The organism is Aeromonas genomosp. paramedia (assembly GCF_023093515.1).
In the GTDB taxonomy this organism is placed as follows: domain Bacteria; phylum Pseudomonadota; class Gammaproteobacteria; order Enterobacterales; family Aeromonadaceae; genus Aeromonas.
In genome coordinates, this window is sequence record NZ_JAAROG010000014.1 from 20,199 (window position 1) to 34,529 (window position 14,331).

11 protein-coding genes are annotated in these 14,331 nt (G+C 62.7%); 4 read left to right on the forward strand and 7 right to left on the reverse strand.

From position 1 onward, the window contains the following. Nucleotides 1-53: 53 nt before the first annotated feature. From HB860_RS09720 to HB860_RS09730, 3 genes are all read right to left on the reverse strand, one after another. Nucleotides 54-707, reverse strand: a complete 654-nt coding sequence (locus HB860_RS09720; protein WP_247626500.1) for a DUF2913 family protein — start codon at nt 705-707, stop codon at nt 54-56. A 91-nt stretch (nt 708-798) separates the two neighbouring features. Further along, nucleotides 799-2,094: a DEAD/DEAH box helicase gene (locus tag HB860_RS09725; protein ID WP_162519212.1), complete on the reverse strand. Its 1,296-nt coding sequence runs from the start codon at nt 2,092-2,094 to the stop codon at nt 799-801. A gap of 263 nt (nt 2,095-2,357) precedes the next feature. Beyond that, the gene (locus HB860_RS09730; protein WP_139436690.1) at nt 2,358-3,008 is read right to left on the reverse strand and encodes a DedA family protein; all 651 of its coding nucleotides are present in this window, start codon (nt 3,006-3,008) and stop codon (nt 2,358-2,360) included. Between the two features lie 350 nt (nt 3,009-3,358). Here HB860_RS09730 and HB860_RS09735 point away from each other — a divergent pair, with 350 nt between their 5' ends. The 4 genes from HB860_RS09735 (at nt 3,359) to HB860_RS09750 (ending at nt 6,374) form a co-directional block, all read left to right on the forward strand. Next, nucleotides 3,359-4,324: an autotransporter domain-containing protein gene (locus HB860_RS09735; RefSeq protein ID WP_162519211.1), complete on the forward strand. Its 966-nt coding sequence runs from the start codon at nt 3,359-3,361 to the stop codon at nt 4,322-4,324. Between the two features lie 216 nt (nt 4,325-4,540). Next, complete coding sequence (locus HB860_RS09740; protein ID WP_247626501.1) at nt 4,541-5,167, forward strand: topoisomerase DNA-binding C4 zinc finger domain-containing protein; 627 nt, start codon at nt 4,541-4,543, stop codon at nt 5,165-5,167. Nucleotides 5,168-5,188: 21 nt separating this feature from the next. Further along, nucleotides 5,189-6,040 carry a nuclease-related domain-containing protein gene (locus tag HB860_RS09745; protein WP_247626502.1) on the forward strand — a complete coding sequence of 284 codons (852 nt, stop codon included), beginning with the start codon at nt 5,189-5,191 and terminating at the stop codon, nt 6,038-6,040. 94 nt (nt 6,041-6,134) lie between these two features. Next, a complete protein-coding gene (locus HB860_RS09750) occupies nt 6,135-6,374 on the forward strand; it encodes a hypothetical protein (protein WP_247626503.1) in 240 nt (79 codons plus the stop codon). A gap of 68 nt (nt 6,375-6,442) precedes the next feature. Here the strand turns inward: HB860_RS09750 and HB860_RS09755 are convergent, their stop codons facing one another. The 4 genes from HB860_RS09755 to carB form a co-directional block, all read right to left on the reverse strand. Continuing rightward, a complete protein-coding gene (locus tag HB860_RS09755; protein WP_247626504.1) occupies nt 6,443-7,606 on the reverse strand; it encodes a DUF1615 domain-containing protein in 1,164 nt (387 codons plus the stop codon). A gap of 148 nt (nt 7,607-7,754) precedes the next feature. Next, on the reverse strand, nt 7,755-8,660 hold the full coding sequence (locus tag HB860_RS09760) for a GGDEF domain-containing protein (RefSeq protein ID WP_247626505.1): 906 nt from the start codon (nt 8,658-8,660) through the stop codon (nt 7,755-7,757). Nucleotides 8,661-8,930: 270 nt separating this feature from the next. Continuing rightward, entirely contained in the window at nt 8,931-10,589 is a 1,659-nt protein-coding gene (gene leuA, locus HB860_RS09765) for a 2-isopropylmalate synthase (protein WP_202046061.1), read from the reverse strand. A 512-nt stretch (nt 10,590-11,101) separates the two neighbouring features. Then, entirely contained in the window at nt 11,102-14,326 is a 3,225-nt protein-coding gene (carB, locus tag HB860_RS09770; RefSeq protein WP_139436677.1) for a carbamoyl-phosphate synthase large subunit, read from the reverse strand. Between the last annotated feature and the right edge of the window lie 5 nt (nt 14,327-14,331).

Consider the following 14,331-nt stretch of genomic DNA (forward strand, 5'->3'; position numbering starts at 1 on the left):
GGCACTGGGCCGGGGTAATGAGAGAGGCATGAACGTCAGGGCTCAGATCAGGCTCAGCCTTCGGCCAGGAGCGCCAGGGCGGGCTGGGCATTGCCCGGCACCAGCCGGTAGGCCTTGTGGTGCTTGACCAGGGTGCTCTTCTTGTCACCCTGGCTCAGCAGCAGCCCCAGCTTGAAGGCCGCCTCGGCCAGCTGTTTTTCATCCCCGCGCACATAGAGGGTAAGAGGCTTCACCAGCTCTCCCCCCTCGATATGGCCCTGATACTCGCTGGCGGAGATGACCAGGCTGGACTGGCCCTGGCTCAGCAGCCGCTGCCTGGCGCTCAGTTCACTGTCGGTAAACACCAGCCAACCCGCGCTCTCCAGCTCGGCGACCAGGGTGGCGAGCCTGGCGCCCAACTGCCCGGGCTCTGCCATGGCCCGGCCATACTGGCAGACGATGCGCGACAGCAGTCCCTTGAGATCGGCCCCGGCCCCCAGGGTGCGACCCAGCTGCACCCAGGCTTTCAAGTCCTCCATCACCAGGCGGGAGAAGCGTTTCTCCTTGAGGGAGTCCGCCATCCAGGTGCAGAGGAAATGGCTCTCTTGCGCCGGGGTGCGCTTGCCCGCCTTCTGCTCTGCGGTGCGGGCCAGCTCGGCCAGGCTCTGGGTGGCCATGTCGAGCAGGGCCTCATTGTAATCTTGCGGGTTCTTGACTGGCGGGGTCATCGCACGTCCTCTGGGTGATCGGTAAACAGCATCAAGGCGCCAACGGCGCCTTGAGTCGGGAGCCAAGGCTCCCCTGCATCATCTTGTCCGCTTACTTCGACTGGCGAGGCTTCTTGGCGGCCGCCAGACGCTTGAGACGCTGGCCCTGCAGCTTGGCCTCGGCCATCACCTGGGCGGCGGCGTTGTCTTCCCGCTGCGGGCGCTTGCCGAAACGGCGGCGCTCCTGCAACTGCTTGATCAGCTCGTCTCGGCTGCTCACCTCGTAGCCCGGCACCATGATGCGGCGGATCTTCTGGCCGATCAGCGCCTCGATCTCCAGCAGGGTGCGCTCCTCCTCGCGGCTGACGAAGGAGACGGCCATGCCGCTCTTGCCGGCACGGCCGGTACGGCCGATGCGGTGAACGTAATCTTCCGCCAGGAAGGGCAGATCGTAGTTGACCACGTACTGCAGATCCGGGATGTCCAGACCACGGGCGGCCACTTCGGTGGCCACCAGCACCCGCACCTTGCCTTCCATGAACTCGCGCAGGGCGCGGCGACGGCTGCCCTGGGCCTTCTCGCCATGGACCACGGCGGACTTGATGCCGTCGAGGTTCAGCTCTTCCACCAGCACGTCACAACTCTCGCGGGTACTGGCGAACACCAGCACCTGTTGCCAGTTCTGCTTGCCGATGAGCTCGGAGAGCAGCTCGCGCTTGCGCTTCTGCTCCACCGGATAGACGGTGTGGCTGACGGTGTCGGCGGTGGAGTTCTGCTTGTTGACGCTGATGATTTGCGGTCTGTCCAGCATCAGGTTGGCCAGCTTCTTCACGGCGTCGGAGAAGGTGGCGGAGAACAGCAGGTTCTGACGGGTCTTGCTCACCGCCTGCAGGATCTGCTGCACATCGGCGCTGAAGCCCATGTCGAGGATGCGATCCGCTTCGTCCAGCACCAGGGTCTCGACACCGGAGAGGCTGAGGTTGCAGGCGGTCAGGTGCTCGAGCAGGCGGCCCGGGGTCGCCACTATGATGTGCGCCCCCGCCTTGAGTTTGCGGGCCTGCACATCCTGCTTGCCACCGCCGACCAGAGTCAGCACGCTGATGTCCAGATACTTGGCGAAGTCGTTGATGTTGCTCGCCACCTGGGCGGCCAGCTCGCGGGTCGGGGTCAGGATCAGCACCCGGGCGTTGGAAGGCTGGGCCGGGGCCGGGTTATCCACCAGGCGTTGCAGTATGGGCAGCGCAAAGGCCGCCGTCTTGCCGGTCCCGGTCTGGGCGCTGGCCAGCACGTCGCTGCCACGGCGAATGGTCGGGATCGCCTGCTGTTGCACAGGGGTCATCTCCTGATAACCGCACTCTGAGACGGCACGCAAAATCTCGGGGGCAAAATCGAACGATTCAAATCTCATAATGGGTTCCTGTGTTCCAGCTGAGCTGTAGTTGGCTTAAGTGGCCTGGGCCGGCGTGTGGCACGGCCTCGGCGAGGCTTGGGGCCAAGGACGGCTGGGTCTGACATGACGTCAGAAGATGAGCCGGAAAATGGCGGGCGCGAAGTGTAACAGATAGGCATCAGGATTTCCGCCTCAAATGGCCTGTATTTTTACGCCACCAGGGCGAGCCGCCTGACGGCTCGGGGAGAAGGGACGGGCGGCAGGCCCGTCCCCCTCTCAACTCAGCGCGCTCTCTTGGCCGAGCGCCTGAACAGCCGCATGCCGATGGCGGCCACGGCGATGACGAAGAGGGCGAAGGAGGTCACCAGCAGGCACTTGGTCAGCAGTTCATGGTGGTCAGCCAGCAGCGGCGTCGCCATCATGAACTTGCCGACCATGCTGAGGGCCAGGGCCCAGAGGAAGGCGCTGGCAAAGCTGCTCATGGCCACCCGCAGCAGGTTCAGGCGGGAGATCCCCATCAGCATGGGCGTCAGCACCCTGACGAAGGGGATGAAACGGGAGACGAACATGGCCCAGAAGCCATAGCGATCGAGCAGCCGGGAGGCGCGGGGCAGGCTGCCTTCCGGGATCACCCGCTCCACCTGGCCCATGAAGCGGGTGCCATGGAGCGCATGGCCCTGCCAATACGCCATCACGCTGCCGATGCCGGCGGCCAGGGGCAGATAGAGGAACACCACTTCGGGCCCGAGCACTCCCATGCCCACCAGACCACCGGCCAGCAGCACCAGGCTGTCCCCCGGCAGCGGCAAAAAGACGAAGCTCGATTCCAGAAAGAGGATCACCACCAGACAGGTGACGAGCAGACCGACCGCCTGCAGTTGTATTAATTGCTCAAAGTCCTGATGCCATATGGCAAGCAGCATGTCCTGCATCTGGTATGACTCCCATCATCGTAATGCGCATCCGTCATGACGGCCCAAAGGCCCGGTCTGGCCACCCCTCCCTGGTACCCCCCCCATAAGTTCCTGCGGGAGGCCCGTTATACACCCGGGGAACTGAACAATAAATTAATGTCTGCCATTTATGTGGATACGCCGTCATCCGGCACCGGCAACCCGGTGCGCTGGCGGCAAGGTTGTCTCGCCACCAGAGCCCCCTCGGGTCTGCGCCGTAAAATGGCAAAGAATATAGTCAGTTGGCGCCAAGGCGGGCTGCCATGACGGTAGAAAACCGTTACAGTGTAAGGACTCCTCAGTGGACGAGGAGGTCCATGGAGCTAGGTATGGCGCATCTCCCCTCTTCTCATCTTCATGCAGGCATGCTTCTGCTGAGCGGGCTCGGACTCTTCAGCCAGACCGCCTTGGCCAATGACGGGGCCCTCGTCCAGCAGCGGGCCAATGCGGTCGTCTCCCTGATGAGCTTCACCGTGGTGCCGGACATCACCGCCAGCAACCTGGACATAGGGGGCGGCACCAACGAAAGCTCGGCCCTGACCATCACCCAGCTCGGCGGCGGCGCCACCATGAGCGAGGGCTTCCCCATCTATCTGGAGGGCACCCTGGGCTACAGCCGCTACGATCCCCAGTTCGTGTTTACCGACGGCAACGAGAGCCGCACCATCCCCACCAAATGGAACAGCCTGAGCGCCACCGGCGGCATCGGCTGGGACTTCAGCCTGCACCGCGACCGCTTTGGCGGCAACCTGGTGCTGCGCCCCATCGCCAACTTCACCCTGGGCACGGTGGCGAGCGATCTGCGCATCGGTGCCGCCTTGCTCCAGTACAGGACGGGCAGGAACCTCGACTTCCTCGACGGCGGCCGGCTCAATGTGTATGGCCTGGGGGGATCCCTGATGCTCGACTACGAGCTCTTCTCCAAGCCCCAGGACATAGATGTCGAGCTGCGCTACTCCTATCAGCATCTGCAGAGCTTCACCGGCACCGCCGACAGCATCACGGGGCAGGCCGAGGCGGAGAACCTCGGGCTCTACCTGCGTCGCCGGGCTCCGCTCTTCACCTGGACCCTGCTGGATCGCCCGCTGCGCTATGTGCTGGAGGGCGCCAGAACCGAGTACCTGGGAGAGCAGCGCGGCCTGCTTGGCTTCAACAGCCTCAACTCCCTGGGCCTTGGCCTAGAGCTCGACAGCAGCAAGTACGACATCTTTATCACCCGGACCCGGCTGGTGGCCCGCTATATGTTCAGCCACAACACCAGCGGCTACTCCATCGGGCTGGCGATGAGTTTCTAGCGCGGCACGCCGACATGACCCGTCCCCATCACCAAATCTCTGACTGAACGCACATTTGACTCAATTGCCGCTATCAGGCCCCACCTGTATCTCCTAGCATGGGGATACGGGACGCCGATGAAGTCGTGAAGCAGAACCACACAGAGGATTGCGGTCAGGCTGACTGCCTACTGTGACCAGAGAACACATGACATTTCCAAGGATAGGGAGCTTGTTATGGCCAAATTTCTGAATACCAGCGCAACCAATTATTTCCTCGAAGAGCTGATAAAGGATGCCAAGGAGCGGTTAATTCTGATCAGCCCCTTTCTCAAGCTCAATGACAGGATCAAGGAGCTGCTGACCGACAAGAACCGCCTCAAGATCGATGTCCGTATCGTCTATGGCAAGAGTGAACTCCAGCCGGAAGAGATCAGCTGGCTCAAGGAGCTCACCTATATCCGCACCAGTTTTTGCAAGAACCTCCATGCCAAGTGCTACCTGAATGAAGAGATGTGCATCATTGCCAGTCTGAATCTCTACGAGTTCAGTCAGGTGAACAACAACGAGATGGGAGTCCTGATCCGGCGCTCGGACGACGGAGAGCTCTACCGCGATGCCTATGATGAAGCCCAGCGGATCATCCGGATCAGTGAAGAGGTTCGCATATCGCTGGAAAGAGTCGCCAACAACAGTGACGAAAGCGAAGCTGCGGTGGTCAATGCTGGGCCAGCACCAGCCTGCCCCAAATGCGGTACCACCATGGTGCTGCGCACCAGCAAACGGGGAGATACCAAAGGAAACTCATTTTGGGGTTGTCCGGGATACCCCAAGTGCCGCAGCCTGATTTCTATCGAGGGTTAACCCTCATGAAGGAAGAGTGAAATGGACGTCACTGCCGTTGTTTACCCCTTGCTCGGCCAGCTCTGGTATCTGCTGCCACTGCTGTTGCTGGCGACGCTCGTCAAAAGCCCCTGGTTCAAGGGCATGATCGGTGAATGGTTTATCAACGTCAGCATTCGGTTCTTTCTCGACCAGCGGGACTATCACCTGCTCAAGGACGTGACCCTGCCCATCCCCCAGGGCAGCACCCAGATAGACCATGTGATCGTCTCCCACTTCGGGATATTCGTGATTGAGACCAAGAACATGAAAGGCTGGATATTCGGCAACCCGGCCCATAAAAGCTGGACCCAGCAGATCTATCGCCGCAAGCACAGCTTCCAGAATCCCCTGCACCAGAACCATCTGCACATGATGACCCTCAAATCCCTGCTGGGGGTAGCGGATCATCAGCTCCACTCCGTCATCTACTTCATTGGCGACTGCACCTTCAAGACCCCCATGCCGGACAACGTGATGAACCACGGGCTGATCCGCCATATCAAAGGGAAAACCACCCAGGTATTGACCCCTGCCGAGGTCACGCAAGTGGTCGAGACCATCCAGCAAGGGCGGCTGGCGGCCAACTGGCAGACCCACAGGCAGCATGTGGCCCGGCTGAAGGCGCGTCACGACGAATCGTCACGCAAGCCGTTATCCGCCCCGGCAGTGTCTGCCGAAAAGAGGGCGGCGCCCTCCCCTGTCACCACCCAACCGCTCGGTGACCCGAGTCCGACTTGCCCCAGATGTGGCAATGCCATGGTCTTGCGTACCGCCAGCCGGGGAGAAAACAGAGGCAATCAGTTCTGGGGATGCAGCGCATACCCGACATGCAGGGGGATTACACCACTCTAATAAGCACGTAGATGCATAACACTGTCATGGCCTTCATTCTTTTTTCAACAAAAACCACAAACCAAAACACCATCTATTCAAAGGGAGTTGATTAATGAATATTAAAAAAATGTCGGTAATAGCGACTGTTGCCAGCATGAGCATGCTAGTCGCATCCTGCGCATCTGACCCGCAGCCGACATGGAAAAAAGAGGGGGTGTCACACGATGATACTCTTACTGCGTTATCTCAATGCAAGTATGAGATCCGGCTAAACAATATTTCTGACGAGGAAAAAAACGAAGTCATCACCGATTGCATGCAAGCCAAAGGTTTCCGCTGGAGAGCCTATTAGTTAGGTCAGCGGGTTGGCATTAATAGTGTCAACCCGCTTTGAAACCCCCTTCCAAAGTAAAACCCGAGTTATCTAATCGTCGCCATCTTTCTGACGCAGGCCTGCTCCCTGTCATCCACCCGCTTGGCGAACCAGGCGGTGGTGAGGTTGCGGGTGATCTTGGGGCTTTTCAGCTGGATGCCGGGCAGCACGGCGCGGGGTTGCCGCTTGCCCGCCTGCTTGTCGGCCAGGGTAAAGACCCGATGATAGAGGTCGGTCTGGGCAAAGTCGGCACTGTCCCCCTTGAGCAGGCTCTGGTGGATGGCCTGCTTGCTCATGTTGACGCGGCTGGCGATGCTGTGCACCGCGAGCTCGGTCTTGCCGGGCAGGTCGGAGTCGTAGCGAACCAGATCCCCGTCCAGGGCCAGGGGCTTGCCGCTGACCCGGCTCACCGCGGCCTGGAAGGCGGCGTTGCGGCTCGCATACCAGCCCGCATTAAAGTCGGCAAAACGGTAGAGGGTGTCCGGGTAGTCGGCGGGATAACCGAAGATGTGTTTGGTACCAAACCAGATGCCGCCGCGACGGGTGAACACCTCGTGGCGGATGGACTCCTTGACCGGATAGGGGTAGCCACGGGCATTGGCCTCGGCGAAGGCGATGCTCACCTGCATGGGGCCGCCGGTGCGCACCGGATTGAGGTTGCCAAAGAGCTGCCTGCCCATGGGCACGGCCCCTATCATGTCCTCGAAGATCTCGCTCATCTCCCGCTCGGTGCGAAGGGCATCGATGCGCGCGGCGTAGGATTTGCCAGTAGGGGACTTGATGGAGAGGGCGGTGCGTACCACGAACTCGGGGATGAGCAGCTTGGCCGCCCGGGCATTGATCTCCTTCCAGGCTATCTTGCCAAGGCCGGGCACCACGGGATCCGCCTGATAGGTGGCCTCCTGCTCCGCCACCGCCAGCACCGAGCAGACATTGTGATCGCTCACCGTCAGCCCCTGGGTGCTGAGCGCCGTCACCACGTCGTTGGCCCAGCCCGGCTTGTCTTGTACCTGGCGCGGCAGGAAGCGCACTATGCGGCTCTTCATGTCCGCAGGCTTGCGCGGCTGCATGGCCTTGGGTTGCTTGGCGATGACGGCGGCCTCCTCTGCTGTAGGAGCGGTCGGTTCACTGGCACAGCCCGCCAGCACGGCGGCAGCCAGCAGTGCACAGAGGCGCCAGGGGGCGAAAGATAAAGGGTGAGAGGGGATCATGAGGGCTTCCGATAAAGTGCGGGTGCGGGCCCCTCATCCCGGATGGGGGGCCCCGAATGCAAACAGGTGGTCATTGTAGTGGATGGCCCGGGCAATCTGAAGGCAGCAGGACGGCCGGGGCCCAGCGCTGCGGCACCCTCTGGCGTCATCACGCCAGCTCGACCCGGTTGCGCCCCAGGTGCTTGGCCCGGTAGAGCGCGAGATCGGTGCGCTTGACCAGCGTCTCGACCGTCTCCCCCGCCTGGCCGATGCCGACGGCGATGCTCACGGTGAACCTCACCTCCTCGCAGGCGACCAGGGCCTCGGTGGCGGCTCTTATCTGCTCCGCCAGTGCCCGGGCCTTGTCGCTCAGCATGCCGGGCAGCCAGATGGCGAACTCCTCGCCTCCCAGGCGCGCCACCACCCCATCCGGCGGGCAGTGCTGACACAGCAAGGCGCTGAACTCCTGCAACACATTGTCACCTATGCCGTGGCCGTAGCGATCGTTGATCTGCTTGAAGTGATCGAGATCCAGCAGCAGCAGCGGCGTCCCCTGATCCAGATGGGCCTCCAGCACGGCGCGAAACGCACGGCGATTGGAGAGACCCGTCAGTTCGTCGGACATGGCGAGCGAGGCCAGCCGGGTCTGGACGCCATACATCTGTTGCACCATCAGCAGCACGCCCCAGGCCGTGGCCAGCATGCCGAGGGTGCGCAGGCTGTCCTCGACGGTGGAGAGCCACCAGGGCTGGAAGTAGGCCTCGTCCACCAGATCTATGGTCCCCGACACCAGCCAGCCCCCCAGACCGGCGCAGAGAAACAGGTAGGTGCGGTTCGAGATCTGGGCACACTGCACCACCCAGAACATGAACAGCAGGGTCAGTACGTTGATGGCCTCGGCCAGGGCGCCGATGGTGTAGAGGTTATGCTCGGGCAGGCGCGCGAAGCTCGCGGCATCCAGGCCCCCCGTCAGCAGCAGCAGGCAGGGCAGGATCAGCAGGGCGAGGCGGCGACCAGGGGAGAGCGAGAAGAACCGGGCGGGGTGTACGGATAACCTGAGGGGAGTCTTCATCATTGTTATGGCTCCAAACCTGCACTTCCTCTGTCCCAGACGGCTGCACCCAGCCGCCAGCTCCCGATGAACCGCAAGGCCAATCCTGGTTGCGCGGCGCTCGTATTGTGAACCGACTTTTCCATAAAAAACAATCCCCTCACCACATTGGTGAAGGGATCCTGGTGTCAATTTGCGCTGTACACCGCCCTGTGAGCGACGGCTAACCCCCGGCACAGGCGGTGTGGAGGGCGTCCTTCACGGGGCTGGCCTCATCCTAGTCACGCCCGCCCCTCAGGCACTCTGGCGCAGGGCGCGGATCTGGGCTGCGCCATTGATCACCGCCTGCAAGGAGGCGTTGACCACGTCACGGCCTATGGCTACCCCGCACATGCGGGTACCGTCGACGCTCAGCAGCACATAAGCGGCGGCGCGGGATTCGGTGCCGGCGCTGAGGGCATGCTCCGAGTAATCCAGCACGTCTATGTGCATGCCGGTCTGGCGCTCCCAGCCGTTGACCAGGGCCGTGATGGCCCCCTCCCCCTCACCGCAGAGCTGCAAGCTGCCGTCCGGCGTCTGCAACTCGAGGCGCAGGGTCTCCTGGCTGTCGTGGCCGAGCTGGAAGCGGCCGATGCGATAACCGTGCAGCGGCTCGAGGTAGTGCTGCTCGAACAGGGCGCGGATCTGCTCCGGGCTGATTTCGCTGCTACTCGCCTCGGCCTGGGCCTGAACCCGGCGGCTGAAGTCGATCTGCAACCAGCGCGGCAGTTGCAGGCCGAGGTCGCGCTCCAGCAGATAGGTGACCCCTCCCTTGCCGGACTGGCTGTTGATGCGGATCACCGCCTCGTAGCTGCGGCCAAGATCGGCGGGATCGATCGGCAGATAGGCCACATCCCAGTAGGCATCGGGCTTCTCGGCCGCCAGGGACTTGCGGATGGCGTCCTGGTGGCTGCCGGAGAACGCCGTGTAGACCAGCTCGCCGGCATAGGGGTGGCGCGGGTGCAGGGCAATCTGGGTGCAGGCTCCCACGGTCGCGACTATGGCATCCATGTCAGAGAGATCCAGCTCGGGATCTATGCCCTGGCTGTAGAGGTTCATGGCCATGGTAACTATGTCCATGTTGCCGGTGCGCTCGCCGTTGCCAAGCAGGGTACCCTCGATGCGATCCGCTCCCGCCAGTACCGCCAGCTCGGCGGCGGCCACCCCGCAGCCCCGATCGTTGTGGGTGTGGATGGAGATGCTCACCTCGGGGCGCGCCTTGAGGTGGCGGCAGAACCACTCCACCTGATCCGCAAACACGTTAGGGGTGCTCACCTCCACAGTAGCGGGGAGGTTGAGGATCATGGGGCGGCAGGCCGATCGCCACTGGTCGATCACGGCGTCGCACACCTCCACCGCAAACTCCACCTCTGTGCTGCTGAAGCTCTCGGGGGAGTACTGGAAGCTCCACTCGGTGCCGGGGTTGCGGGCCGCATACTCCCGCACCCAGCGCGCCCCCTGCACCGCGATGGCCTTGACCCCTTCCCTTCCTGAGTTGAACACATAGTTGCGCTGGGTCGGGTTGACCGAGTTGTAGACGTGGACGATGGCCCGCTTCGCCCCCTTGAGGGATTCGAAGGTGCGGGCGATGAGATCTTCCCGGGCCTGCACCAGCACCTGGATGGTGACGTCGTCGGGAATGAGATTGCGCTCGATGAGTTCGCGCACGAAGTCGAAGTCCGGCTGGGAGGCGGCGGGGAAGCCCACCTCGATGTGCTTGAAGCCGATGTGCACCATCAGCGCCCACATCTGCAGCTTCTGGGCCACCGTCATGGGCTCGACCAGCGCCTGGTTGCCGTCCCGCAGATCCACGGCGCACCAGAGCGGCGCGCGCTCAAGCACCCGGTTGGGCCACTGTCTGTCCGCCAGAGCGATGACGGGGGCCGGGCGGTATTTACGATGATCGAAGCTCATATTCAGATTCCCTTGGCAGATATGCTGAGGCGCCAGACGACCGGGCAGGTAACAGAGGGGGAGCGGGCTGGCGCGATAACGCTGACCCTGACTGGCGATGCGGCGGTAACCCCACAGCCGGTTTCCATTGGTCCCTATCGGTGGAAGGGGCCTGCCAGGCTGGCGCGATAACGCTGGCCCTGATCCTCTCGCAACCCTCTGACACTGAATGCTTGCCGGTGCGGACGACCTTGTTTGCTCACGCATGTGATGAGAAACCAGTATAGGGAGGCGTTCGGGGTGAGTGATTGCGAAGATTGTTGCCAATGGCACCAAATAGGCAACTTATGATTGCATTCAGCCAATTTAAGGGGGTTTATCACCCTTCATTACCTCTGTTTACGCCACCCCGTGCATGAGGAGCCGATGCGCCCGGGATCCGTCGCCCCCGCCAAAAGAAACACCCCGCCATCGCTGGCGGGGTGTTGTCAGGCTTGCATCCAGGGCTGGAAGCCACCCTGGCCGCGCGCACCTTAGCGGTGCTTGACCTTGTGGTGCAGCTCCTGCACCGAGTTCACGTTGGCGGTGGCATCGACGCTGATGGCCATGCAGGTGGCGAAGGCCGCGTGCAGCGTGGTGGTGTAGGCCACCTTGTGCTGCAGGGCGCCGCGGCGCAGCTGCTTGGAATCCTGAATCGCCTGACGCCCCTCGGCGGTGTTGACGATGTAGGTGTACTCGCCATTCTTGATGCGATCCAGAATGTGCGGACGGCCTTCATGCACCTTGTTCACCAGACGCGGGTTGATGCTCGCTTCACCTAAGGTCACCGCGGTGCCGTGGGTGGCATCGAGGTCATAACCGAGCTCCAGCAACTTGGCGGCCAGGTTGACCACCCGCTCCTTGTCGCCGTGGCGCACGGAGAGCAGGGCACGGCCTTCGCTCGGCACCTGATGGCCGGCACCCAGCTGCGCCTTGGCATACGCCTCGGCGAAGCTGCTGCCCACCCCCATCACCTCGCCGGTGGAGCGCATTTCCGGCCCCAGCAGAGGGTCGACACCCGGGAACTTGGCAAAGGGCAGCACCACTTCTTTGACCGAGTAGTAGGGCGGGATGATCTCGGTGGTGAAACCTTGATCCTGCAGGCTCTGGCCGGCCATGACCCGGGCGGCGATCTTCGCCAGCGGCGCGCCGGTGGCCTTGGAGACGAAGGGCACGGTACGGGCGGCACGGGGGTTCACCTCGATGAGGTAGATCTCGTTGTCCTTGACCGCGAACTGCACGTTCATCAGGCCGACCACGCCGAGCTCCAGGGCCAGCTTGCGCACCTGCTCGCGCATCTCGTCCTGGATGGCCTTGGACAGGGTGTAGGGCGGCAGGGAGCAGGCGGAGTCACCGGAGTGGATACCGGCCTGCTCGATGTGCTCCATGATGCCGCCGATGACCACGTCCACGCCGTCACAGATGGCGTCCACGTCCACCTCGGTGGCGTCGTCCAGGAAGCGGTCCAGCAGTACCGGCGACTCGTTGGAGACGCTCACGGCTTCCGCGAAGTAGCGGCGCAGATCCTGCTCGTCATAGACGATTTCCATGGCGCGGCCACCCAGCACGTAGGAGGGGCGAACCACCAGCGGGTAGGTGATGCGGGCGGCTACCTGCACCGCCTGCTCCAGGGCAGTGACGGTGCCGTTTTCCGGCTGCTTGAGGCCGAGGCGCTCGACGGCGGACTGGAAGCGCTCGCGGTCTTCGGCACGGTCGATGGCGTCCGGGCTGGTGCCGATGACAGGCACGCCGTTCGCTTCCAGGGCACGGGCAAGCTTGAGCGGGGTCTGGCCGCCGTACTGGACGATGACGCCCTTGGGCTGCTCGACCCGCACGATTTCCAGCACGTCTTCCAGGGTCACCGGCTCGAAGTAGAGACGGTCGGAGGTGTCGTAATCGGTGGAGACGGTCTCCGGGTTGCAGTTAACCATGATGGTCTCGTAACCGTCTTCGCGCAGGGCCAGGGCCGCGTGCACGCAGCAGTAGTCGAACTCGATGCCCTGACCGATGCGGTTCGGGCCGCCACCGATGATCATGATCTTGTCGCGATTGGTCGGCGCCGCTTCGCACTCCTCGTCATAGCTGGAGTACATGTAGGCGGTGTTGGTGGCGAACTCGGCGGCGCAGGTATCGACCCGCTTGTAGACCGGGAAGATGTTGTGGCGGGCACGGGCCTTGCGTACCTCGCCCTCGGCCACGCCGAGGATCTTGGCCAGACGGGCGTCGGCGAAGCCCTTGCGCTTCAGGGTGCGCAGGAAGTCGGCGTCCAGGCCAGCCATGCCACGCTCTTTCACCTGCTCTTCCAGCTTCACCAGCTCTTCAATCTGCACCAGGAACCAGGGGTCAATCTTGGTCAGCTTGAAGATGCCGTCCATGGAGAGACCGGCGCGGAACGCATCGGCGATGTACCAGATCCGGTCACAACCGGCATCCTGCAGCTCGTGGCGGATGCGGGTCAGGGAGTCGGGGGTATTGAGATCCACCATGGGGTCGAAGCCGGTCTTGCCGGTCTCGAGGCTGCGCAGCGCCTTGTGCAGGGACTCCTGGAAGTTGCGGCCAATGGCCATCACTTCGCCCACGGACTTCATCTGGGTGGTGAGACGGTCGTTGGCACCGGCAAACTTCTCGAAGTTGAAGCGCGGGATCTTGGTGACCACGTAGTCAATCGCCGGCTCGAAGGAGGCCGGGGTACGGCCGCCGGTGATGTCGTTCATCAGCTCGTCCAGGGTGTAACCGATGGCGAGCTTGGCGGCGATCTTGGCGATGGGGAAACCGGTCGCCTTGGAGGCCAGCGCGGAGGAGCGGGACACCCGCGGGTTCATCTCGATGATGACCATGCGGCCATCTTTGGGATTGATGCCGAACTGGACGTTGGAGCCGCCGGTCTCGACGCCGATCTCGCGCAGCACCGCCATGGAGGCGTTGCGCATCAGCTGGTACTCCTTGTCGGTCAGCGTCTGGGCTGGCGCGACCGTGATGGAGTCACCGGTGTGGATGCCCATGGGGTCGAAGTTTTCGATGGCGCAGACGATGATGCAGTTGTCGTTGCGATCCCGCACCACTTCCATCTCGTACTCTTTCCAGCCGATCAGGGACTCATCGATGAGCAGCTCCTTGGTCGGGGAGAGATCCAGGCCCCGCTCGCAGATCTCGACGAACTCTTCGGTGTTGTAGGCGATGCCGCCACCGGAGCCACCCATGGTGAAGGAGGGACGGATGATGCAGGGGAAGCCGACCATCTGCTGCACCTTCCACGCCTCTTCCATGTTGTGGGCGATGCCGGCGCGCGGGCACTCCAGGCCGATGCTCTTCATGGCGATGTCGAAGCGACGACGATCTTCCGCCTTGTCGATGGCATCGGCGGTGGCACCTATCATCTCCACACCGAACTCGGCCAGCACGCCGTGCTTCTCCAGATCCAGCGCGCAGTTGAGCGCGGTCTGGCCACCCATGGTGGGCAGCACGGCATCCGGACGCTCTTTCTTGATGATCTCGCGCACCACTTCCCAGGTGATGGGCTCGATGTAGGTGGCGTCCGCCATCTCGGGGTCGGTCATGATGGTGGCCGGGTTGGAGTTCACCAGGATGACGCGGTATCCCTCCTCGCGCAGAGCCTTGCAGGCCTGGGCGCCGGAGTAGTCGAATTCGCAGGCCTGACCGATGACGATGGGGCCGGCGCCGAGGATCAGGATGCTCTGTAGGTCGTTACGTTTTGGCATGGCTC

What these genes read in the sequence shown, in the direction of transcription:
- HB860_RS09755 (WP_247626504.1), bottom strand. Translation starts at nt 7,606, where the DNA reads ATGATCCCCTCTCACCCTTTATCTTTCGCCCCCTGGCGCCTCTGTGCA.
- HB860_RS09740 (WP_247626501.1), top strand. Translation starts at nt 4,541, where the DNA reads ATGGCCAAATTTCTGAATACCAGCGCAACCAATTATTTCCTCGAAGAG.
- leuA (WP_202046061.1), bottom strand. Translation starts at nt 10,589, where the DNA reads ATGAGCTTCGATCATCGTAAATACCGCCCGGCCCCCGTCATCGCTCTG.
- carB (WP_139436677.1), bottom strand. Translation starts at nt 14,326, where the DNA reads ATGCCAAAACGTAACGACCTACAGAGCATCCTGATCCTCGGCGCCGGC.
- HB860_RS09725 (WP_162519212.1), bottom strand. Translation starts at nt 2,094, where the DNA reads ATGAGATTTGAATCGTTCGATTTTGCCCCCGAGATTTTGCGTGCCGTC.
- HB860_RS09730 (WP_139436690.1), bottom strand. Translation starts at nt 3,008, where the DNA reads ATGCAGGACATGCTGCTTGCCATATGGCATCAGGACTTTGAGCAATTA.
- HB860_RS09735 (WP_162519211.1), top strand. Translation starts at nt 3,359, where the DNA reads ATGGCGCATCTCCCCTCTTCTCATCTTCATGCAGGCATGCTTCTGCTG.
- HB860_RS09720 (WP_247626500.1), bottom strand. Translation starts at nt 707, where the DNA reads ATGACCCCGCCAGTCAAGAACCCGCAAGATTACAATGAGGCCCTGCTC.
- HB860_RS09750 (WP_247626503.1), top strand. Translation starts at nt 6,135, where the DNA reads ATGAATATTAAAAAAATGTCGGTAATAGCGACTGTTGCCAGCATGAGC.
- HB860_RS09760 (WP_247626505.1), bottom strand. Translation starts at nt 8,660, where the DNA reads ATGATGAAGACTCCCCTCAGGTTATCCGTACACCCCGCCCGGTTCTTC.
- HB860_RS09745 (WP_247626502.1), top strand. Translation starts at nt 5,189, where the DNA reads ATGGACGTCACTGCCGTTGTTTACCCCTTGCTCGGCCAGCTCTGGTAT.